17 protein-coding genes are annotated in these 21,577 nt (G+C 66.7%); 7 read left to right on the top strand and 10 right to left on the bottom strand.

Translation table 11 applies throughout. From position 1 onward, the window contains the following. Nucleotides 1-15: 15 nt before the first annotated feature. From ACFVHK_RS14480 to ACFVHK_RS14445, 8 genes are all read right to left on the bottom strand, one after another. Nucleotides 16-2,106 (bottom strand): bifunctional lysylphosphatidylglycerol flippase/synthetase MprF, encoded by a 2,091-nt coding sequence (locus ACFVHK_RS14480; protein ID WP_376929422.1) that lies wholly within the window; start codon nucleotides 2,104-2,106, stop codon nucleotides 16-18. Nucleotides 2,107-2,349: 243 nt separating this feature from the next. Then, nucleotides 2,350-2,631, bottom strand: coding sequence for a hypothetical protein (locus ACFVHK_RS14475; RefSeq protein ID WP_376929421.1), 282 nt, complete (start codon nucleotides 2,629-2,631; stop codon nucleotides 2,350-2,352). Continuing rightward, nucleotides 2,625-3,863: an esterase/lipase family protein gene (locus ACFVHK_RS14470; RefSeq protein ID WP_376929420.1), complete on the bottom strand. Its 1,239-nt coding sequence runs from the start codon at nucleotides 3,861-3,863 to the stop codon at nucleotides 2,625-2,627. Before ACFVHK_RS14470 ends, ACFVHK_RS14475 begins: the two co-directional genes overlap by 7 nt. A 1,045-nt stretch (nucleotides 3,864-4,908) precedes the next feature. Next, nucleotides 4,909-7,524, bottom strand: a complete 2,616-nt coding sequence (locus ACFVHK_RS14465) for an ATP-dependent Clp protease ATP-binding subunit (RefSeq protein WP_376929524.1) — start codon at nucleotides 7,522-7,524, stop codon at nucleotides 4,909-4,911. A gap of 172 nt (nucleotides 7,525-7,696) precedes the next feature. Next, a complete protein-coding gene (locus tag ACFVHK_RS14460; protein WP_376929419.1) occupies nucleotides 7,697-8,242 on the bottom strand; it encodes a hypothetical protein in 546 nt (181 codons plus the stop codon). 4 nt (nucleotides 8,243-8,246) lie between these two features. Next, the gene (locus ACFVHK_RS14455) at nucleotides 8,247-9,641 is read right to left on the bottom strand and encodes an AAA family ATPase (protein ID WP_376929418.1); all 1,395 of its coding nucleotides are present in this window, start codon (nucleotides 9,639-9,641) and stop codon (nucleotides 8,247-8,249) included. An 819-nt stretch (nucleotides 9,642-10,460) separates the two neighbouring features. Further along, nucleotides 10,461-10,610 (bottom strand): hypothetical protein, encoded by a 150-nt coding sequence (locus ACFVHK_RS14450; RefSeq protein WP_376929523.1) that lies wholly within the window; start codon nucleotides 10,608-10,610, stop codon nucleotides 10,461-10,463. 145 nt (nucleotides 10,611-10,755) lie between these two features. Further along, a complete protein-coding gene (locus tag ACFVHK_RS14445) occupies nucleotides 10,756-11,715 on the bottom strand; it encodes a hypothetical protein (RefSeq protein WP_376929417.1) in 960 nt (319 codons plus the stop codon). A 490-nt stretch (nucleotides 11,716-12,205) separates the two neighbouring features. Between ACFVHK_RS14445 and ACFVHK_RS14440 the strand changes: the two genes are divergently transcribed. The 3 genes from ACFVHK_RS14440 to ACFVHK_RS14430 are packed head-to-tail and all read left to right on the top strand — an operon-like array spanning nucleotide 12,206 to nucleotide 14,645. Then, complete coding sequence (locus ACFVHK_RS14440; RefSeq protein ID WP_376929416.1) at nucleotides 12,206-12,877, top strand: class I SAM-dependent methyltransferase; 672 nt, start codon at nucleotides 12,206-12,208, stop codon at nucleotides 12,875-12,877. Nucleotides 12,878-12,922: 45 nt separating this feature from the next. Beyond that, complete coding sequence (locus tag ACFVHK_RS14435; protein ID WP_376929415.1) at nucleotides 12,923-13,591, top strand: hypothetical protein; 669 nt, start codon at nucleotides 12,923-12,925, stop codon at nucleotides 13,589-13,591. Next, the gene (locus ACFVHK_RS14430) at nucleotides 13,581-14,645 is read left to right on the top strand and encodes a thiamine-phosphate kinase (RefSeq protein WP_376929414.1); all 1,065 of its coding nucleotides are present in this window, start codon (nucleotides 13,581-13,583) and stop codon (nucleotides 14,643-14,645) included. The genes ACFVHK_RS14435 and ACFVHK_RS14430 overlap by 11 nt, the downstream gene beginning before the upstream one ends. A 389-nt stretch (nucleotides 14,646-15,034) precedes the next feature. Here the strand turns inward: ACFVHK_RS14430 and ACFVHK_RS14425 are convergent, their stop codons facing one another. Then, on the bottom strand, nucleotides 15,035-16,051 hold the full coding sequence (locus ACFVHK_RS14425) for a LacI family DNA-binding transcriptional regulator (RefSeq protein WP_376929413.1): 1,017 nt from the start codon (nucleotides 16,049-16,051) through the stop codon (nucleotides 15,035-15,037). A 204-nt stretch (nucleotides 16,052-16,255) separates the two neighbouring features. On the opposite strand from ACFVHK_RS14425, the gene ACFVHK_RS14420 reads away from it, so the two are divergent. The 3 genes from ACFVHK_RS14420 (at nucleotide 16,256) to ACFVHK_RS14410 (ending at nucleotide 20,469) form a co-directional block, all read left to right on the top strand. Continuing rightward, entirely contained in the window at nucleotides 16,256-17,191 is a 936-nt protein-coding gene (locus ACFVHK_RS14420; RefSeq protein WP_376929412.1) for a dihydrodipicolinate synthase family protein, read from the top strand. Nucleotides 17,192-17,341: 150 nt separating this feature from the next. Next, complete coding sequence (locus ACFVHK_RS14415) at nucleotides 17,342-18,652, top strand: Nramp family divalent metal transporter (protein ID WP_376929411.1); 1,311 nt, start codon at nucleotides 17,342-17,344, stop codon at nucleotides 18,650-18,652. A 353-nt stretch (nucleotides 18,653-19,005) separates the two neighbouring features. Then, entirely contained in the window at nucleotides 19,006-20,469 is a 1,464-nt protein-coding gene (locus ACFVHK_RS14410; RefSeq protein WP_376929410.1) for an HNH endonuclease signature motif containing protein, read from the top strand. Nucleotides 20,470-20,631: 162 nt separating this feature from the next. On the opposite strand, the gene ACFVHK_RS14405 is transcribed toward ACFVHK_RS14410, so the two are convergent. Next, the gene (locus ACFVHK_RS14405; RefSeq protein ID WP_376929409.1) at nucleotides 20,632-20,985 is read right to left on the bottom strand and encodes a SpoIIAA family protein; all 354 of its coding nucleotides are present in this window, start codon (nucleotides 20,983-20,985) and stop codon (nucleotides 20,632-20,634) included. Between the two features lie 118 nt (nucleotides 20,986-21,103). On the opposite strand from ACFVHK_RS14405, the gene ACFVHK_RS14400 reads away from it, so the two are divergent. Next, on the top strand, nucleotides 21,104-21,568 hold the full coding sequence (locus ACFVHK_RS14400) for an SRPBCC family protein (RefSeq protein WP_376929408.1): 465 nt from the start codon (nucleotides 21,104-21,106) through the stop codon (nucleotides 21,566-21,568). Nucleotides 21,569-21,577: the final 9 nt, after the last annotated feature.

Genomic DNA, 21,577 nt, shown 5'->3' with positions numbered 1-21,577 from the left:
TCCGGTACCACAATTTCAGGGTGCGCCGTCGGGCCTCCGAACCAGCTGAAGGCCCGCGCCGGCGAACTGACGAACGCTGGCGTCGGGCAGGAACGCCCGGGTCAGGGCGGCTCCGATACGCGTGAGGTCGGCCTCGTCGCGGTAGAGCAGGTACAGCTGTTCGAAGCGCGGATTGAACTTGCCCTTGAACCGATGGAGCGACTGGAAACCGTAGACGGGCTCGAGCACCCTCGCCAGCAGTTCGGAGAGCTCCGCGATCCTCCCGGCGTCCGCCGGGTAGTCGTGGGTCAGGGGCGCCCCCGACAGCGACATGATCGCCGCCCCCTCCTCGGCGAAGCGTTGCGCCGACGAGCCGATGAGGAACTCCATCACGGGCCCGAATCCGTTCTCGCGGCGGCGCATGAGGTCCAGCGTCCATCCGCGGATGCCGGAGTCGCCGTAGACCGGCAGCCACGACAGGAACCCGTCGACATCCCCCTTCGGCGAGATCGCGAGCGCGAGCCGCACCTCGGGGTCGGTGGCCTCGTCGAGCGTTCCGAGGGTGAAGCCCATCTCGGGAAGGTCCTTGTCGCCAACCCACTGCTCGCTGATGGCCCGCAGCTGGGCTCGGATGCCCCAGCTCTCGTCGGCCAGTCGCGTCAGGCGGAACTCCATCCCCTCGCGCTCGGCTCGGTTCAGCGCGCCGCGCACCGCAGCCCACCGCTTGCCCGAGAACGCGAGCCCCTCGAGGTCGACGATGGTGTCGTCGGCGACCACCAGGCTGCGCCATCCGTCGGGAACGGCCGCTCGGGTGGCGTCGCCCGAGCTGAAGAAGCACGGTACGAGGCCCGCGTGCTCGGCCATGTCGATGAACTCCACCACCGACTCGTCGCGCGATCCGTCCGGTCCGAGCGGGTCGGCGAGCATGAGCGCGACGCCGGCACGGCGCTGGTAGGCGACGATGCCGGCCGACGTGCGGGCGTACTGCATGTAGGGCCAGGTGGTCATCCACGACAACGTGCCGCCGCCGTGCGTGCGGAGGGCCCGCACGACGTCGGCGCGCGTCGGCGGCGGCGCGATGCCGAGTTCGGGCCGGCGCCTCGCCGCGAACGCCCGGCGAACCACGATCAGGTAGACGGCCATCAGCAGCCAGAGCACGCCCGTGGCGATCGCGACGCTGGGATCGCCGCCGATCACGGCGTCGGCCTCTGCATCGCGGAGCACCGCCAGGAGCAGCACCACGAGCGCGAGCGACACCAGCACGTTGACCAGACCCCAGATGAGCGTCAGCACCCATGCCCAGCGTCGACCGCGCACCAGACCGTACGAGACGATGAGGATGATCGCGACGTCGAGGGCGAGGTCGAGGAGCGAGCCGCCCACCGGCTCGGTGCGCCCGAACGGACCGAAGGTGGGTGCGAGCGTCGTTAACAGCAGGATGGCGCCGAGAGCGAGGCTCGCGATGCCGGCGATGATCCGCTGCTCGTGCACGGTCGTCCGCTGGACCTTCAGCGACCGGTCGACGACCAGCACGAGGCCCACGGCGAAGGCGTGCTCGAGGTCGGCGAGGCTCCCCCAGAAGAGCAGCGTGACCGCGCTGATCGCGATGAGCACCAGCCAGGCCCGCACCCGCCAGGGCTGCACGAACAGCCCGATCGCGGCGGCGATGCACGCCACGGTGCCACCCGACGGCCCCACATCGAGCACGGTGGCCTCGAGCTGCGCCCACGGCCACGGCAGCAGGGCGGCGAGCCAGAGGAACAGCGCGCTCGCGAGGATCGCGAACACCTGCCCGATCCAGAAGTACGCCAGCGCGACGCGCGTGCCACGCCGGATCTCGAGGAACGCCATGCCCGCGAAGCTCGCGATCGCGAACACGTAGACGACGGGGTGGTCGACGAAGAACGTCCCGGTGAGCGGCGTCCAGAACTTGCCCTCGGCGAAGGCGGGGAGCCCGTAGGCGACGCTCTCGAAGAGGGGATGGTCGACGAACGGCGACCACAGCGCTCCGGTGGCGAGGCCTGCGATGAGGATCGCCGCGACGGTCACCAGGGTCGCGGGCGCCTTCGTCACGATCGCGGCGAACCGCCGTGGTGTCGCGGCATCGCTCGCCTGTGTCGTCGCCATGGCTTCCCCCGGGTCGCGCTCGCCTCCCCCGACCCTAGCGGGATGCTCCCCGCGCGCGGGGTGACGGCGCCGGCTCGCGCGATGCGTTCTCGGGCCGGAACGCTGACGCTGCCGCACGCCGCATCCGGGTACGACGAAGCCCGGCACCTGGGTGCCGGGCCTTCGTTGCTCGTTTGGACGAAATGTGGCGGTCACGGCGGATGCCGGGCGCCCATTTTCGTCCAAACGGCGAGGTGGGGGGTCCTACGCCGCCTGCGCCAGGTCCACCGTCGCGTTCGGCACGGATGCCACGACGAACTCGCCGTCGGCGGCATCCACCCGCACGCCCTCGCCGTCGCCGAGGGCACCGGTGACGAAGAGGTCGGCGATGCGGTCGTCGATCTCGCGCTGGATCAGGCGACGCAGCGGACGGGCACCGTACTCGGGCTCGTAGCCGCGCTCCGCCAGGAGCGCCACCGCGGCATCCGTCACCTCGAAGCCGATCACGCAAGCGGCCAGCCGCGACGAGAGGCGACCCCTCACCACGTCAGGCCTTCGTCAGTACTGCGCAGTACCGCGTTGTGGAGGAGCACACGTACCTCCGGGTGACTGAAGAAGCTGAAGTGGTCGCACTCGACCCGGAGGGTCCTCTCTGTCGGAATTCTATGAGAAGCCGATTCGGTTGGCACAACGTAGTCGTTGAGCAGTTCAGCGCCAGTTGCCGGGTCAAGGAAGATCCCGCCCGCCGATCCGCTCGCTGCAGCCGTTGCGACGCCATAGCTGTCATGTGGCCCGTTCGGGTCGACGTGCCCGGCCACTGCCAAGATCTCCGATGTGGAGGTTCCAGCGAATGCTTTCAGGTAGGTCTCATCAGGATGCATGTCCCGGAGTCCGCGTGGCAGATGGCCCTTGATGAGGACTCCGGCCAACCGACTCACGCCGTCGAGGACGGGGCCCGTCAGCAGTCGCAGTGCCCCGAGCGCCACCCTCATTCCGAGCAATCCGGATTCAGCAGCCCCGATCATCGGGGTTCCTGCGAATGGTGTGCCCACCGCGACAAGCCTCACGTCGATCTCAGGGTCGGCGTCACGGAGGTAGCCCATCGCTTGACGGCATACCAGGCCGCCGCGCGAATGGGCGACGAGAAGTACTTTTCGTAGCCCGGCAGCTTGAATGCCGTCAGCAAGATCGCGAGCGTTCTCGGGGATTGCGTTCCAAGTGTCGTGCTCGAACCTGAGTATCGGACCGCTTCCCGCCATGTCGACGGCAAGCGACCGCGCGAGCGGAATCCCACAGGCCATGGTGCCGTGCACGGCAATGATCGCTGCTGGGCCCACTCCACCGGGAGGGAGATGGCGCAGTTCGGGGCATTCCTCCGCGGTCTTTCGCTTGAGCATCAGATCGTCGAAAATTGCGCGGTCCAGTCGACCGTGCATCCACGGGTCTCGCTCCGGACGCCGCATTCTTCTATTGACCGTCATTGCGAGCCGACCGACGAGATAGGCGGCACCTTCGACGACCCCGAGCCCGATGCGATAAACGCCGTCGCGTGCTGCGCAGAGGCCATCGACAGCGCTTGAATTGCTGCCCCGGTACAGCCTCCATAGAATCACGGACTCGATCGGCTCGTCCTGAAGGAGGCCGCGAAGTTCGCGAGCCCGAAGCGCGGTGTCTGTGCGGATGGACTCCTCGGTGTCAGTGCCAGAGTCGGTCTCCAGCACGGCCTCCACCGCACCGGGATCGATCGGCACAATGAACGCGAACGGCGTAATGGTCATCGCGCCTATCAGTCCAGCGTCGTCCTGAAGACCAAGGATCTGAACCTTGTCCCTTTCCTCGAACAGCGGAGTGGCTCGAGCGTCCCAGTTTTCGGGATGCCCACCAGATGTGATCGCTGCCGTCGTCCCTTCCCGAAGCGCGGCAAACCGTGCGTTGTCGGCCTTACCTAGGGGGCTCCATGTCTCTGGAGTGTCCCCTGCCCATAGGTCTGAGGTGGCCCCCTCATGCAGGAGTCGACGCCACAATGCGCGCGATCTGGGCGCCTCCGACCAGATCCGGCGTTCCGATCGACCCATGCGCGGCAACTCCGACCAGCTCGACCCACTCGGCTGGGGCTTCCGCCCATCGTCTTGCGGTGACACTCCCAGCGAGGCCTCTGAGACGAGATGAGCAGACCGAACTACCGGATCCATCTCCGGACCCGAGATCACTACTCGGAACATGCGCACAGGCTACTGCCGCGACTAGGCGGTAGCGCCCCCGCGAACGGGGCTCATCCGTAGCGCGAAAGTCGCCTTGAAGCATCGGGAGCGGCACTCCTCATTCGATCAGTCTCACGGGATTCCGGGATCGCTCCTCCGGCACGCCCCAGAGATCTCCCGCTTGACGGGCCGGATGTCGCGACCAGCGCCGCTGGCCGTGCCCGATTGGCGGCGCACCGCCACTCGACCGATCCCTCGGTACTTCGGTACTTCGGTACCGGAAGCGGGGATGGAGACGAAGGGTAAGACTCGGCCGGGTGCCGAGGCGCCGTGCGGAGTCGGACGGCGTCGGGGCCCCCGGCGGACGGGCGGCGCCGAACCCTGGCATGGAGCGGCTTGGCAACTGGCAGCGCCGGGTCTTTGAATCGAATCGGCGGATGTCGTCGACCCCGGCCGGCCGGGCGCTGAGATTCGTCCACTCGACGAATCCGTCTCGCGCGACGGCAGTTGTTGCGGGCGTCGGCGAAGCCGGACCCGCAACAACTGATCAGACGACAGCCGCGTGGCGCGGGGACGCCGCCGCGGCGGCAGGCGCTCGGGTCGAGGGCCCGCCGGCGCGCGCCTACGCCGCCTGCGACAGGTCGACCGTCGCGTTCGGCACGGATGCCACGACGAACTCGCCGTCGGCGGCATCCACCCGCACGCCCTCGCCGTCGCCGAGCGCGCCGGTGACGAACAGGTCGGCGATGCGGTCGTCGATCTCGCGCTGGATCAGGCGACGCAGCGGACGGGCACCGTACTCGGGCTCGTAGCCGCGCTCCGCGAGGAGCGCCACCGCGGCATCCGTCACCTCGAAGCCGATCTCACGCGCGGCCAGCCGCGACGAGGTCGCACCCAGCATGAGGCGCACGATCTCAGCGATCTCCGACGACGACAGCTTCTGGAACAGCACGATCTCGTCGATGCGGTTCAGGAACTCCGGCCGCATGGCCTCGCGCACCTTGCCCATCACGCGCTGTCGCACGTCATCCATCGACGAGAAGCCGTTGGCCGCAGCATCCGCCGACGCCACGAAGCCGAGCGCACCCGACCGCGACGCGAGGAACTCCGAACCGAGGTTCGAGGTCATGATGACCACCGTGTTGCGGAAGTCGACCGTGCGACCCTGGCCGTCGGTCAGGCGTCCGTCGTCGAGTACCTGCAGCAGCAGGTTGAACACGTCGGGGTGCGCCTTCTCGATCTCGTCGAACAGCACGATCGAGTACGGGTTGCGCCGCACCCGCTCGGTGAGCTGCCCGGCCTCGTCGTAGCCGACGTATCCGGGAGGGGCACCGACGAGCCGCGACACGGTGTGCCGCTCGCCGAACTCGCTCATGTCGAAGCGGATGATCGCGCCCTCGTCGTCGAACAGCGACGACGCCAGCGCACGCGCCAGCTCGGTCTTGCCGACACCGGTCGGTCCGAGGAACAGGAACGAGCCCACCGGCCGCTTCGCGTCGCCCATGCCGGTGCGGTTGCGCCGAACCGAGCGGGCGACGGCGGTGACCGCGTCGTCCTGCCCGATGACCCGGGCGTGCAGCTCGCCCTCGAGGTTCGCGAGGCGCTCGCGCTCGCCCTCGGTGACCCGATTGACCGGGATGCCGGTGGCCCGCGAGATCACGGCGGCGATCTGCGGCTCGTCGATGACGGTCGAGTCGGCGGCAGCGCCATCCGCCGAGGCGGATGCCAGCGCACGGCCCTGCGCCGCAGCCTTCTCGGTCGCCTCGTCCAGCCGCTCCTGCACCTTCTCGATCTCGTCGCGGATGCGCGACGCCTCCTCGTAGTGCTCGGCGCGGACGGCCGCGTTCTTGTCGGCCTCCAGGTCGGCCAACCGCGAGATCAGGGCGGAGACATCCACCTTCACACCCAGCTTGAGGCGCAGGCGCGCGCCGGCCTGGTCGATGAGGTCGATGGCCTTGTCGGGCAGCACGCGGTCGGTGAGGTAGCGCGCGGAGAGCTCGACGGCGGCGCGCAGCGCCTCGTCGGTGTAGGTGACGCCGTGGTGCTCCTCGTACGCGGGGCGCAGGCCCTGCATGATGAGCACGGCGTCCTCGATCGAGGGCTCGCCGACCTTCACCGGCTGGAACCGGCGCTCGAGCGCGGGGTCCTTCTCGATGGTGCGGTACTCCTTGAGCGTGGTCGCACCCACGAGGTGCAGCTCGCCGCGGGCGAGACGGGGCTTCAGGATGTTGCCCGCGTCCATGCCCTCACCGGCACCGCCGGCGCCGACGACGGAGTGCACCTCGTCGACGAAGACGATCAGCTCGCCCTTGTGCTCGGCGATCTCCTCCATCGTCTTGGTGAGGCGCTCCTCGAAGTCGCCGCGGTAGCGGGTTCCGGCGAGCATCGCGGGCAGGTCGAGCGCGACGACGCGCTTGCCGAGCAGCGCCTCGGGCACGTTCTCCTCGACGATCGCGCGGGCGAGGCCCTCGACGATCGCGGTCTTGCCGACGCCGGCCTCGCCGATCAGCACGGGGTTGTTCTTCGTGCGGCGGCTGAGGATCTCGATGGTCTGCTCGATCTCGTCGGTGCGCCCGATCACGGGGTCGAGCTCGCCGTTCGCGGCGCGCTCGGTGAGGTCGAGGCCGAACTTGTCGAGCATGGGCGTGGCGGATGCCGCGGCATCCGTCTGCTCGCCCATGCCGCCCATCTCGGGGCCGGCGGACGGGTCGGATGCCACGTGCTCCCCCAGTCCGGCCGCGAGCGCCTCGGCGGTGACGCCGGCGCGCGCGAGCACCTGCCCGGCGGGGGCGTCCTGCCCGAGCACGAGCGCGAAGAAGAGGTGCTCGGGGTCGATGTACGTCGACCCGCTCGAGCGTGCGACCTGGTACGCGTGGAACAGCGCGCGGCTGGCCGACGGCGTGATGGTCGCCGCGTTCGCGTCGGCCGTGTCGGATGCCGCGGGCAGCCGCGCCTCGGTCGCCGTGATGATGCGCTCGGGCGACGCGCCGACGCGCGTGATCGCCTGCGCGACGGACTCGTCCTCGACGATGACGCGCAGGATGTGCAGCGCGTCGAGCTCGGTCTGTCCGCGCTCGAGCGCGAAGCGTCCGGCACGCTGCAGGATGCTCTGGGTGCGCGAGGTCAGGAACCGGCTGAGGTCGATCGACCGCGCCTGCCTGGCCTGCTCACCCGCGAGGTAGCGGGCGAGAAACTCGTCGAACGAGCTCGCGCCGGCCTCGTTGAAGTTGTCGGGCACCTGGTCCTCCTGGGAACTTGAGTTGGGTACGCTCAAGTTCAACGCTGAAGGGTGCTCCCTATTCCAGCCGAGCACAGGTACGCCGCACACGAGCAAGAGCCCAGGACTCAAGGGGCACGCTCCCGCGGCACTTGAACTGCTCAGGGTGCATGCTCACCCCATCGCATGATGGCTACGCACCGCCACCTCCACCGCCGATGACGTAGACAGTGCTGTCCGTACAACCGCTCTCAATCCACGGACCCCAGTCTTGCGGACTCGACGTCTCGGGATTCAGCCATTGAATCCTGCCAACGCGCTCGTATGCGCCTTCAAGGTCAGCGAGGTATCGTCGCTGCTTGTCGTCGCGGGACGCGACGGGCAGGGCGTTAATGATCGCCCCTTCACTGAGATGAAGGTCCTTCTCCAGCGCCGTCCGAATTCCCCCGTCCTTCACTATCGCTATTGCATCCCGGAGGTCTCGTACAGGCCTATCGGGCTCTCTACGCACTCGTCCTCGAGACTCCATGCTTGCCAGCCAAGACGTCATGATGCGGGGCGCGTGCTTCTTCCACTCCTCGTGAAGCATTGGTGTCATCAGCGCGCCTGTTTGACAGCCCTTACTCTCCAACATCCGCGCCAGAGTCAAACACGCAATCGCCGTCGAGTTACCCGCGGGGTCGCTAACACTCCTGGCGACCGAGGCATCAACAATAATGTGGCTCAAGAGAACGCCCATCGAACTAGTTCTCGCGTCCTTGAATTGCATCCAAGTACGCCCAGTCGGCATCTCGCGAAACATCGTCGAAGTCGAGCGGCCAATCGCCGAATCGACCCGCCTCATCAATCTCGGCGGTAGTAATTGTTTGGAATCCTGTGAAAGCATCGCGACCGAACCAGTTCAATGAGAGATCGGCGGCAGCTAGTCGATTTTGCGCAACTGCGGTCTGAATACCGCGAATCACCAGCGAACTATGCGTCTCAGCCACCACCATAACGCCTCGATTTGCGGCCTCGACAAGAATGTCCCCTAGGGCGAGTTGCGCTCGAGGATGGAGATGTATTTCGGGCTGCTCAATGTAGACAATCTGCCCCGTGTTCGCCGCCAGAAGTGCCACGAGTACGGGCAATGTTTGACTCACACCGAATCCCACATCTGCAACACTGACGAGATCGTGCGCCCCACCCTGCTGCGCATGCGGCATGCGTCCAACCGTCAACTCAATTGAAGCATCGTCCAACTTACGCGGCGCTAGCTTCCATGTGAGGCCGAGATCCTCCAACTGAGACGAGAGGCGGCCTAGCCTTGCAGAATTGGAGATCGACCATTCATAAACCAAGCTGGCAACATAAGTCTCAAATGTTCCTGGGTACGTAGCCCCCACCGCCGAGCGATTGTATGCCCTCTCCGGATTGCCTCGAAGTCCCGGAACATGAATTATTCCCCTCAGCAAGTTCACCCACTGATCGTCATCGGCGATTTCATCACTAATCGGAATTCGCAGCGGAGAAATGCCGCCGGCTTCGATGACCAATCGCAACTCCAGAAAGCACCTGTTGCGGTAAACCTCGAGATCCCATTTGACGCCACCGTCGGCCGCTGAACTAAAACGTGGCTGATCTTCGAAGACCTTCACATAGGAAGCTGCACGCGAACCTGCGGCCTCGCGAAGCTTCTTTCGACCTGACGGGCTCGGATTGTCGGTCAATTCGAGGGACGCTTCGCCCGCGCTCAAAATGTCGGACTCGACAGACAGACCTTGACCCTTTTCGGCGTATGTGGTTATGCGACTCTGGTTTCCGCGCCTCATGCCAACTGTGAACCGGCGCACGATGTCGTTCTTCGCCTTTCCCCGACTCAACAGTTGAGCATAGTCAGTGATCTTCACGTTTGGGCCGTAAAGCAGAAGCGGCCCCGGATCAAACGCGGAATCTAGAGTCTGCTTCAACATAAGGAACGGCTGCATGAAGCTCGACTTCCCAGAGCTATTCACCCCGGCAATGATCGTGAGCGGCGCCACGCGCAGTGTGCGAGGGTCCCGAACCGTCTTGTAGCCTTCCACGGTGAGCCAGAGGTCCCCTGCGCCTCGGCGCCCAACTTTATTGCGGCGAGCGCTCCCACTCGTCTTGTCCGCCACGTAGCCCTCCTCGTTGCGTCTACGATCGACCGCGGATCACCGCCGGGCCTGACAACCACTATTGCACCAATATCTTGTTGGGCCCGCGGGCCAGTCCACATATTCGGACTCCACGGCTCAACATCGGTGCGCCAGTCCACACTCTCGGATTTCCCTGTGGACCGCATACGGGCGGAACAATCTGATCGGGCGCGACGTGATGCACCACAATGAAGTCACCCGACCCTCGCGGAAGTCCTCACTCGAACACTCCACCGGCATTATCTGAGTCGCGACCCAACTTCGCATCATGCATTCGCTCGTTGTCGTCGATATCGGACCCGGGATTCTTCACGGCTGGCGCGGCGGCTTCTCATCGCTCGGTTGGAGCTCAGACTCTCTGTCCAACCATTCTGCGACGAGCCTGCGTTACCTTCCATCTACATTGGCTGATGGGGCGCACTCGCGTAACACGCGCACTGCGGGCGGCCCTTGAGCTGCTAGATATCTTGAGCCGCGGCCGCGAAGTGACCAACGTCGCCCGGCGTCAGGTCTGCGGCTGGACCGGTCGCGATCGGCTGCCCACTCGTCGTCAGCCGCGCGGCCAGGCCCACACGGCATCCTGGCCTCGAAGCGCGCCACCTTCTATGGCATGTGCCGGCGAGGTGAGATGGGCGCGCTCCTTACACTTCTCTAGGTCGACGATCGTCTTGCACACAACCTTCTCGTAGAACTCGCGACCGAAGTGCAGATCGGAGCCCTACGCGCCGACCTTCTCCCACCGACGCGGTGAGGTCGAGCATCAGCTTCACGCGCGTGCATCCCAGGGCGAAGCCGACCTCAGGGACTCGGCGGCGCCGTCGACCCCCGCGGGATGAGCGTCGGCAAGGCCGTCCGGATGCCACGATCCCGCTCCTGCGGCGACAGCAGCAACTGGAGCGCCTTCGAGGCGATCTGCTCGAAGGGCGTCCGGACCGAGGAGCGCGCCACCGGCAGCCGCGACACCAGCAGGATGTCGTTGCAGCCGACGATCGAGATGCGCCTGGGGTCGCACCGTTCGATCACCGTGAACAAGGTCACCCGAATGACGACATGATCCCTTCCGGCTCGGCCCGCATCGCGCCGTAGTACAGCCTCACGATCCCCGTCGCCATATTCGTAAGGCCAGACGCCCCAGCCAAACACCCAAGAGGGGCAACGTGCTTGCACCCACGAGCGCAGCGCCACGCTGCATTTGGTCGTCTGTGCCCAACGAGAAGGTACCCAGGAGAACGGCTGACACGAATACCGCCGCTGACGCAGCCGACGCGGCGATGACCTTCGAGAGCGCCTGACCTCGACGGGTCCACCAACGGGCCTCACGAACCCTGATCAGCGGCAGCACTTCAGTTAGGAATTCGAGTGCATACATCGAGTCGGTGATGCTCTTGGCACCAGTTGCCGCGGATACGACAGCCCCTTCCCGATCAACGACCTCGCACACCTCGTCACAGACATCGAGGATCTCGCGCCATCGGTCGATGCGCCGACGATTCCCGGTAGCGACCAACGCAGACGACAAGATCGGCCTGACGGGAAAAGTCACGTAGTGGTTCTCGTAGACCTCAGGACGACGGGCGATCGTATAAAAGCAGGGCTCCGAGTCGGGCAACGAACCTATCGAACCGCCGCGCAGTTCCTGGTCAATCCGCTCCCGCACGGTTCTTATCGAGTCCGACGGGTCTTGGCCTAGATAGCTTGCGTCTGCACCGCTGAACTCGTGGAGCGCAAACAGGACCAATGCAGACTCCACCGGGCTTCGCGCTAAGTCGGAGTCGAACTCACGGACGAGCCATGCGACCGCATGGGCAAACAACTCCTCGGCTCGCTCGCGTTGCGTCGGGGGCAACTTGTGCGGGATGTTCGCACGGCGCAACGTGGCAAGAACCATGGCGGTCGGCATCAGCTTCGGCCTCGCATCGCGGAAGTCGATCGATGCGTGGTCCGTAACTAGATCCCACCCGGCATACGACGACGGATCTTGCACAAATGAATCCAGTCCAGCAGTCGTGGATGAGACGATCGCCGAGCTGAGCAGCAGCTGTTCGGTATCCACTTGCACTGCTGCGTCTACGGCAACGCGATCATCGCCGGAACCCTTGAACGCTACCGCGGTCGAAGCCGCAAAGCTTGTGTACGCGTCCACGACGGCGCAGCACTTCAAGGTCAGCGCTAGGTCGCCGGCATCCAGCGAGTGAGTTGGATCGGACGTGGGGAGGCCGGGGAGGACGGCGATGGCCCGTGCTGCACTGACTCGCCCACCCGAGTACCTGCAGAGCATCTGAATCGCTGCCGAGGTTCCGTAGATGCCGACCTGCGCAGAGCCGACCGCAGGCCCGAGGAACTGTCCCCAGGCCGAGGTCCCTCCCCCAGGCCCGTCACGACGACTGTCCTCAACCGACCGATGGATGCGCTCGATGGCTGACGTCACTTGCGTCACACGAGGGCCGCTCGAGCGGCGCGTCCGAGTGCCCCACTTGGTACGAATTTGCGTACTCATGGCAATCCCCCTGCGAAGTCACCGCCGGAGGCAACATACTGGATGCATGACTTCTCCCGTCGGTGGCCACGCGCAGCTACGCGAAGCGAGCCGTGAGCGGCTGGATGACCTACGAAGGGTCTACGAGCGACGCTCCGACGAGTACATCGCGACGACGCCCGACCAAGTCGAAGGCAGCATGAAGGTATGGATGGACGCGACAGTCCGTAACCTCGCCTGCGACGCGAGCATCCTGGAACTTGGCTCGGGCAGCGGCCGCGACGCCGCCTACTTTGAGTCGCTCGGGTTCACCGTTCAGCGCTCAGATGTCGCACGCCCCTTCGTGGAGCGACTGCGCTCGATGGGGCACCATGCAGAGATTATCGACGCGGTCCGCGATCCATTTCCTATGGACCTCGATGTGATCTTCGCTAACGCAGTGGTGTGCCACTTCGAGAAAGATCAGTTCCGAGAGTTCCTAAGGCGCGCGCGCGGTTCTCTGAAATGGGAAGGAACGCTGTCCTTCTCCACGAAGTACGGGGCCAAGTACAAGTCCTCGTCACCGCAAGATCGCCTTGGCGACGTCCGGGAGTTCTCGGAGTGGCCAACCGACGAGCTGTGCGACTACTTGAAGATGTCCGGGTTCGACGTTGAGTTTCTTGAGGTAACGGGCGCGTTGCGCAGTTCGAGCCGCTGGATAAATGTCGTCGCTCGGCGAGCCTTACCTGCACTGTTTTAGAACACACCAAACCTCGGGCCTCAATCACTCGGTAATGGGGACTACATGAGTGGCTACACATCGCCGTCGGATTGCGAGATTTGCATTGAACTTGGCGGAGGCGTGCAGCCAGAATATTACGCGGTGTGGGGGGTTCCCGATACCGGCCGAGTTCTGAGACGTAACAGCCGATTGGCGCTCGTACCTGATCTCGCACCCCTCCACCCAAACCATTGCCTACTGTTCGCGACCTCGCACTTCCTGAGCTTCGCTGACTTCTTAAGCGAGGATCGCGATGCGCGCACCGCAGAAGTGATCGAATTCATTGAGGAGTACCGTTCTCAGTTTGGCACGGTCACCCTCATCGAGCATGGATCGACTGCGAGCCTGGAGCGCGACCCGTCGTGCGTTACGCATGCTCACATCCATCTGTTCAGCGTCGACGCAGCTGCCGTGTTGGACATCTTTCGGGCTGAAGCTGGCATCCGCGTGTCTTCTCCACTCGGCCTTCGCGAAGTGACCGATCACGCATTCGGTCGCGAATATGTAATGGTCGGGAACTTGGAGAGTATGCAGCTGGCGATCGACTGGGCGCCTCCTCACAGGCAGTACGCCCGGAGCCTGGTCGGCCGCGCAACCGGACTCTCGCTCGACAGCACCTGGTCAGACAAATGCCTTAATCCGTCGATTGTTCGAGCGTCACTTGCCGATTGGGGAGCTGCAGATGACCGGTGAAGCGTGGTCTTCAGAACCGGAGCGTGTTGAAATGATCACCTCCGATTTGTTCGCACACCAGAGCGACGCGCACAGCGTCATTGATCGAGATTTCTCTTTCATCCTGAGAGGCGGAGCTGATGCACGTGACGATTGCGCGTGGTTCGACTTCAACGGTCGCGGGACACTGGTTTTCGGTTCTGACTACGTTCGAGGTGCAGGATTTCTGCTCTACGAGCTTGGCCACCTCGGGAACTTCGATGTTGGATACTATCTCGCCGCGGCGAACATTAGTGACCTCGCCGCGATGGGAGCGGTTCCACTGGCGATGACTACCGTGGTGCGATACCCGAAGGAATTCTCCGACGAAGATTTCCGCGATGTCATGCTGGGAATCCGGGAGTGCACTAGTCGGTTCAAGTGCCCAAATGTTGGCGGCGACATCGGGACGTCCGACAGATTGATTCTTTCTGCCGCCGCCGTTGGAGTGGTGCGGGAAGGCTCCGCCCTAACACGGACCGGCGCCAAGGTAGGCGATGCTCTAATGCTGAGTGGTCCCACCGGTGTCGCGCTGGCTGCGATGGTCTATTTCGAGGGCAAGGAGCGTCAGGGGTGGTCTCTCGCGGGTTCTGATGAAGAAGAGCTACTCCATTCCTGGCGCCGAGTAGAGCCACACGTTGATCTCGGGCAGTTCTTGTCCGAGCGTGGTCTGGCAACAGCGTGTCAAGACACGTCTGACGGGCTGCGTGCGACCGTTGAGCAACTGGGCACCGCCAGCAACGTCCGGTTCGAAGTTGACCTTAGTGCGGTTCCTGTTCCCGCAGTAGTCGAACGCGTCGCGAATCTAGCCGGACGTGATCCCTACCAGATCGTCTTCGGCGGCTCCGTCGACTTTCGGCTTCTCTTCACCGTTCACCCCGACCGCGTGAGCGAACTTCCGTCGAGTTGCATAAGAATCGGAACGGCGCGCGATCTCGCCGACGCCATTCCTCGGAGCGAGCCGCTGCCAGGGGTTGCGTGGACACATCAGCCCGATCCGCTCGCCGGGGTTAGGAGTACGGAGCCTCCGATCTAGTCGGGGCCTCTAGCTTCGGCGCGAAGCCGCGTTGCGATATGCGGGCTACGGGGGACGCGACCACCCGACGCGCTCGCTGTAGTTCCCCGTGAGGTTGTGAACGCGGTCTGTTGGGGTTGATCTGCCGATGCCGGTGTGGGGTCGCTGATGCTTGTAGTGATGGAGCCTAACCATCAGGCACGAAGACATCCACTTAGCCTGCCCAGCAGGGCACGCAATCTCAGGTATCACAGATCCATGCAGCCGCCCCACGCATCGGTTTGCCGAGATTGGAGTCGAGCCCGATACATCCGCCACTTGGCATCGGGGTGCGTGCGGAGGAAAGTTCTGCGAGATGGTGGTAGACCTGCCAATAGAGACGAGGAGCTACCGTGCCGTGCTCCTCGACGTCAGCGCCCCCGCGCCGCCGTCGACGCCCGCGGGATCAGCGTTGGCAGCGCCATCCGGATCCCCCGCTCCCCCTCCCCCGGCGACAGCAGCAGCTCGAGCGCCGTCGAGGCGATCTGCTCGAACGGCGTGCGCACCGAGGAGAGCGCCACCGGCAGGCGCGAGACGAGGGGGATGTCGTTGTAGCCGACGATCGAGAGGTCGGATCCGATGCGGAGGCCGAGGCCGCTCGCCGCGGTGAGCACGCCCATCGCGAGGTTGTCGTTCGCGGCGAAGACCGCCGTCGGGCGGTCGGGGCGGTCGAGCAGGCGCGTGCCCGCCTCGATGCCGTCGTCGACGCCGTAGCCGACCGAGAGCATGCGGGCGTCGTCGATCGGGAGCCCGGCCTCGCGCAGGGCGCGCTCCGCGCCGGCGCGGCGGTCGCGGGCGCTCGAGGTGAACCACGGCCCGGTCACCATCCCGATGTCGCGGTGCCCGAGGTCGATGAGGTGGCGCGTCGCGAGGTATCCCCCGGTCTCGTCGTCGCCGAGCGACGAGGGGCTGATGCGGTCGGTGCGGAGCACGAGGACGTGGGGGATGTCGCGGGCGCGCAGTGACGCCGGGAGCTCGTCGTCGAGGCGGGCGGTGGCGAGGATCACGCCGTCGACGTTGCGATCGAGGAGGGTCTCGGTGGCGCGGCGCTCGTGGTCGGGTTCGTCGCCGCAGGTCGCGACGACGGCGAAGTAGCCGCGCCGGCCGGCGGCCTCCTCGATCGCCTGGAACATGAGCGCCATCACGGTGTCGGTCAGGCGCGGCACGAGCACGCCGATGGTGCCCGTGGCACCGCGCCGGAGGTTCGCGGCGAACATGTTGCGGCGGTACCCGAGCTCCTCCGCGACCCGTCGCACGCGCTGCGCCGTCTCGCTGCGGGACGCCGGCGTGCGGTCGTCGAGGATGCGGCTGACGGTCGAGATGCTCACGCCGGATGCCTGCGCGACATCCTTCAGCGTGACCGGCCCACCGGCGTGCGTGCGCTCCACCTTCAACCTCCTGCCACCGCGAGTCTACGGGCGGGCGACCGGCGGGATCGGGCGCCATGCGACGGCGCGCGCCACGCGGCATCCGGAATCGGGTGTTGACAGTCGCTCACGTCATGAAGCATACTTGCAAACGTTCCCGCAAACGTTCCCGATATCGTTTCCACACCGCGGGTCTCGACGAAGAGAAAGACAAGGAGTCGGACGATGGCACTCGACCTTCGCGGACTGAACCCCGCACCCGTGACCCCGTTCACCACCGACGGCGACATCGACTTCGCCGCCATCCAGCGCCTGGGCTCGTGGCTCGGCTCGATCGACGGCGTGAAGAGCCTCGTCGTGCTCGGCCACGCGGGTGAGGGCACCTTCCTGACGGTCGACGAGCAGCTCGACGTGATCCGCGCGTTCGTCGACTCGACCGAGGGCCGGGTGCCGGTCATCGCCGGCATCACGGGCGAGGGCAATAAGGTCGCTGCGCTCGAGGCCGAGCGCGCCAAGGCCGCCGGCGCCTCCGCCGGCCTGGTCTACCCCTCCCACGGCTGGCTGCGCTTCGGCTACCAGCAGGGCGCCCCCCAGAGCCGTTACCGCGAGATCTACGAGACGAGCGGCCTGCCGTCGATCCTGTTCCAGTACCCCGACAACACCAAGGCCACCTACGACCTCGACACGCAGCTCGAGATCGCCGGCCAGGAGGGCGTGTTCGCGACCAAGAACGGCGTCCGCAACATGCGGCGCTGGTACACCGAGATCCCCGCCCTGCGCGCCGCGTACCCCGAGCTGCAGATCCTCTCGTGCCACGACGAGTACCTGCTGCCCACCATGTTCGACGTCGACGGCCTGCTCGTCGGCTACGGCAACATCGCCCCCGAGGCGCTCATCGAGCTCATCGAGGCCGGCAAGGCGCAGGACTACCCGCGCGCCCACGCCATCCACGAGCGACTGCTGCCCGTCACCAAGAACGTGTACCACCGCGGCTCGCACATGGAGGGCACCGTCGCCCTGAAGTGGGGCCTCGTGCACCGCGGCATCCTCGACCACGCCACCGTGCGCACCCCGCTGCTGCCGCTGCCGGATGGCGCGGACGCCGAGATCGCGGCGGCCTTCGCGTCGGCCGGCCTCGAGAAGGTCGGCGTCACCGTCTGATCCCCGCGGCGGGGGCCGGCGACATCCGGCCCCCGCCCGCCCCCACCGATCCCGGCCGACGAGGCGTAGGATCGTCGCCGTCGAAGTGCGGCACCCGAGTCAATGACGACTGCGCGGCCAGGCGCCGCACTCCGAAGAAGGAGGCTCGCGATGAGTGAGCGAACCAAGACCCGCCACACCACCACGACCCCGGGCACCGGGTACGGCCGCGTCTCGACCGAGTCGATGCGCGCCATCGTCGAATCGAGCGGCCGGCGCCGATCGTTCTGGCAGCAGCTCGCGCTGATCGGCCCCGCGTTCGTCGCCGGCGCCTGGCAGTTCGGGCCCGGCAACCTCACCACCGCCGTGCAGGCCGGAAGCGGCTACCAGTACACGCTGATCTGGGTCGTCGTCGTGTCGACGGTCCTCATGATCTTCCTCACCGACATGAGCGTGCGGCTCGGCATCAAGTCGCCCGTGTCGCTCATCTCGTCGATCAAGGACCACCTGGGCACGCCCGTGGGCGTGCTCGCCGGCATCGGCGTGTTCCTCATCACGCTCATGTTCTCGGTCGGCAATGCGGTCGGCGCGGGGCTCGGCCTCTCGATGATGCTCGGCGGCGCGCCGATCATGTGGACCGTGATCTGCACGGTCGGCGTCGCCGCGCTCCTGCTCTTCCGCAACGTCTACCGCGTCATCGAGAAGGTGCTCGTCGTCGCCGTCGCCGCGATGTCGGTCGCGTTCATCATCAGCGCGTTCATCGCCAACCCCGACTGGGTCGAGGCGGCGTCGGGCCTCATCCCGACCGCGCCCGACGGCGCCTGGCTGCTGATCGTCGCGCTCGTCGGCACCAACTTCAGCGTCAACGCCGCCTTCTACACCTCGTACGGCACGAAGGAACGCGGCCGCACCGAGGAGCAGTACCGCGACGTCACGATCGTCGACACCATCCCCGGCATCGTCGCCCCCGGCATCATGACCTCGCTCGTCATCGTCGTCGCCGCCGCCGTGCTCGGCTCGACCGGCGAGGCCGCGGCGACCATCGTCGCCCTCGGCGGGATCTTCGAGCCGCTCGCCGGACCGATCGGATCGACCCTCTTCGCGCTCGGGTTCTTCGGGGCCGCGTTCTCGTCGATGATCGCCAACGCGACCGCGGGCGGCACCATGCTGTCCGACGGACTCGGCCGCGGCGCCTCGTCGGGCTCGCGGACCGCGAAGATCGTGAGCGCCGCCATCCTCGCCTTCGGCGTCACCGTCGCGCTCGTCTTCCAGCAGGCGCCCGTGCAGCTCATCGTGATCGCCCAGGCGCTCACCGTGCTCGTCGCGCCGCTGCTCGCCGTGCTCATCATCGTGATGGCCAACCGCCGCAGCCTCATGGGCGAGATGCGCAACCGCTGGTGGCAGAACGTGCTCGGCGTCATCGGGCTGGTGTCGGTCGTGGCGCTCTCGGTGCGGCTGGTGCTGAGCCTGGCCGGCGGGTAGGCGCGGGCGGATGTCGCGGCAGGGCGGCCGGGGGCGACCCCGGTCGCCCTGCTGCGTGCGCCGGGCGGTGTGAGGGGGCAGGGTCGTGTCGACGTCGGCTCCGGAGCTGGGCCCAAGCCGCCCGCGGATGCCACCCTTCCCCCAAGATGTCGTGCAGCGCCTCGTCGGCGCATGTCTCCTGGCCCGCCGGATGTCGCGCTGCGCCTCGTCGGCGCATGTCGCCCTGCCGGCAGCACGTCGTGCATTCCTCCTCCACACGTGCTGATCGATCGGATTCATCCACAGGTAGAATCCCTGATCGTGGCGGCTTTCCGGTGCGATCGGATGTCGGTGGGTGCCTGCAGGATGGAGACATGGAACCCCTGCGACTCGAGCCCGATGCGCCTCCGGCGTCGAGTGCGCTCGTGGCACTGGAGCGCGATCTGGCTGAGCTTCGCGAAGCGTGGGTCGGCGCAATGCCGGCGTGGGGCGCGTCCCGCGGGTCGGCTCAGGTCGAGGCCGAGCAGATGGGCGATGCCGGGCTCATGCAGGTTGTCGACGGGCTCGCGAAGGTCCGGCGCGAGGTCGACGCCCTGTTCGCGAGACTCGCCACCGAGGTGACGAAGCGATCGGGGCCGGAGTTCGGGGAGATCGGGCTCGCCAAGGCGCAGGGCTTCCACAATCCGGTGCGATTGATCGCGGCAGCGACCGGCGGCTCGCGAGCCGACGCGCACCGGCTGATCGCGGTCGGCACCGCGACGGCCGAGCGGCAGTCGTTCAGCGGTGACCGGATGCCGGCGCGGCACCCGCACGTCGCCGCGGCCGTCGAGGCGGCGACGATCAGCCTCGAGGCGGCATCCGCGATCACGACCATGCTCGAGCGAGTGTCGAGGCGCGCCGAGACGAACCGGGCGGAGGTCGTGGAGCGCGCCCTCGTCGATCTGGCCGGGCGGGTGCCGCTCGAGACGCTCACACGTGGCGTGCGCGAGGCCGAAGCTCGGCTCGATCCCGACGGGGTGGAGCCGCGCGAAGACGAAATCCGGATGGAGCGCTCGCTGACCATGCGGGAAGACCGGCGGGGTGTGGTGCACCTGCACGCCCGGCTCGACCCCGAGAGCGCGGCGCCCGTGAAAGCCGCCATCGAAGCGCTCGTCAGCGACGCGCTGCGACGACGCCGACCCGGCGAAGCCACGGGCGGCGGCCCGGACGGAGCGGCGATGGGCGCCGGTGGGCTGCGCCCGGTCGTCGACGACCATCGCACCATCCCGCAGATCCAGGCCGACGCCCTCGCCGCGCTCGCCCGCCACACGCTCGGCTGCGGCCAGACTCTGGCGCCGCTCGCGAAGACGACGATGATCGTGCGCCTCGACCTCGACACCCTCGTCGACGGACTCGGCCTCGCCAGGATCGACGGCCTCGAGCAGCCGATCTCGGCAGCGACCGCCCGCCGAATGGCCGCCGATGCCGAGATCATCCCTGCCGTGCTCGGCGGCGAGAGCCTCCCGCTCGACCTCGGCCGCACCGCCCGCCTCTTCACGAAAGCGCAACGGCTCGCCCTCGGCGAGCGCGACGGCGGCTGCGCGTCCTGCGGCCAGAACATCGGCTTCGTCGAAGCGCACCACATCGACTGGTGGGAGCGAGATGCCGGCCCGACCGACCTCTCGAACGGCGTGCTTCTGTGTTCCTTCTGCCACCACATGATCCACCGCGACGGATGGCAGATCCGGCCAGGCCCCACCGACGTGTGGTTCATCCCGCCACCCCACATCGACCCAACTCAAGTCCCACGCCTCGGAGGCAAGGCGCGATTCGCGCTGCGCGAAGACCGGGCGGCATGAGCAGCACGAGCCCGGGCCCAGGATCCTCGGTGACCTTGCGACGCTGCGGCTGCGCACCATCGCACCCGGAATTCGGCGAGCCTGCTCCGATCACGCTCACGGCGCCACCGAGCCGCGCGTCCGAGCCACGGCTGAGCTCTGAGGTCCGCCGCATCCCGGGGGTCAGCTCTTGAGCCAGGCCCAGGCGGCATCCGGGTCTTCGAAGTACGCCGCCTCCTTCGCGTAGAACGGGGTGGCGAGGTGGGCGAGCCACTCCTCCCACTTCCTGTTGCCGACGAGCGCCATGCGCGCGACCTTCTCGTGGAACTCGTGACCGAAGTGCAGGTCGGCACCCCACGCGCCGACCTTCTCCCACCGGAAGTCGGTGACGTCGAGCAGCAGCTTCACCGTGCCGTGCTCTACGACCGCGGCCTCGACCGCGGGCGTCATCACGTCGTAGTCGGCCTTCGTCACCTCGCCGGACACGACGAACCCGAGGGTGTCACCGGTGCTGCGGTCGGACTTCGTGATCGTCATCGGAATGCTCCGTTCTGTCGGCTTCGCTGCCCAGCTTTGCGTGCTGGGGCGTCGGCGTCGAGGGGGCGTTGGTCCCGGGAGCCGCCCCCACTACGGTGGTGCCACCGAGAGGACCCGAATGCCCCGCCGAATCATCCGTCACGAGTTCGACCTCGCCGTCGAGCCCGACCTCATCGCCGACCACCTCGCCGACCCCCGCAACTACCTCGGCCTGTCGCCGCTCATCGTCGAGGTTCGCGACATCGCCGACGTCGACGGCACGACGCACTACACCGCGGTCGAGCGCTTCCCGTTGCCGTTCGGGCGTCACCTCGACAACCACATCCGTGTGACGTTGCGCCGCGATGACGGCGACCCGGCCGGGCTCACCGTCGGCGGCGACGTGCGCAGCCCCGGCTGGGTGCGAATGCGCTACCGCTTCGACATCACCGCCAGCGGCGCCGGCTCGCATGTCGTCGACGAACTCGACCTGCGAGCGCCGTTCGGCCTCATGCGCTTCGCGGCGGGACAGGCGCGCAGCGTGCAGCTGGCGCGTGCGGTGATCCTCGAAGCTCGGCTGAGCGGCGCCGCAGAGATCGGTTGAGCTGGGCGC

This window comes from Agromyces binzhouensis, from assembly GCF_042672355.1.
In the GTDB taxonomy this organism is placed as follows: Bacteria; Actinomycetota; Actinomycetes; order Actinomycetales; family Microbacteriaceae; genus Agromyces; species Agromyces binzhouensis.
This window is presented reverse-complemented; position numbering and strand designations above follow the sequence as displayed.

What these genes read in the sequence shown, in the direction of transcription:
- ACFVHK_RS14400 (WP_376929408.1), top strand. Translation starts at nt 21,104, where the DNA reads ATGCCCCGCCGAATCATCCGTCACGAGTTCGACCTCGCCGTCGAGCCC.
- ACFVHK_RS14435 (WP_376929415.1), top strand. Translation starts at nt 12,923, where the DNA reads ATGAGTGGCTACACATCGCCGTCGGATTGCGAGATTTGCATTGAACTT.
- ACFVHK_RS14415 (WP_376929411.1), top strand. Translation starts at nt 17,342, where the DNA reads ATGAGTGAGCGAACCAAGACCCGCCACACCACCACGACCCCGGGCACC.
- ACFVHK_RS14405 (WP_376929409.1), bottom strand. Translation starts at nt 20,985, where the DNA reads ATGACGATCACGAAGTCCGACCGCAGCACCGGTGACACCCTCGGGTTC.
- ACFVHK_RS14480 (WP_376929422.1), bottom strand. Translation starts at nt 2,106, where the DNA reads ATGGCGACGACACAGGCGAGCGATGCCGCGACACCACGGCGGTTCGCC.
- ACFVHK_RS14470 (WP_376929420.1), bottom strand. Translation starts at nt 3,863, where the DNA reads ATGACCATTACGCCGTTCGCGTTCATTGTGCCGATCGATCCCGGTGCG.
- ACFVHK_RS14420 (WP_376929412.1), top strand. Translation starts at nt 16,256, where the DNA reads ATGGCACTCGACCTTCGCGGACTGAACCCCGCACCCGTGACCCCGTTC.
- ACFVHK_RS14410 (WP_376929410.1), top strand. Translation starts at nt 19,006, where the DNA reads ATGGAACCCCTGCGACTCGAGCCCGATGCGCCTCCGGCGTCGAGTGCG.
- ACFVHK_RS14460 (WP_376929419.1), bottom strand. Translation starts at nt 8,242, where the DNA reads ATGGGCGTTCTCTTGAGCCACATTATTGTTGATGCCTCGGTCGCCAGG.
- ACFVHK_RS14440 (WP_376929416.1), top strand. Translation starts at nt 12,206, where the DNA reads ATGACTTCTCCCGTCGGTGGCCACGCGCAGCTACGCGAAGCGAGCCGT.
- ACFVHK_RS14430 (WP_376929414.1), top strand. Translation starts at nt 13,581, where the DNA reads ATGACCGGTGAAGCGTGGTCTTCAGAACCGGAGCGTGTTGAAATGATC.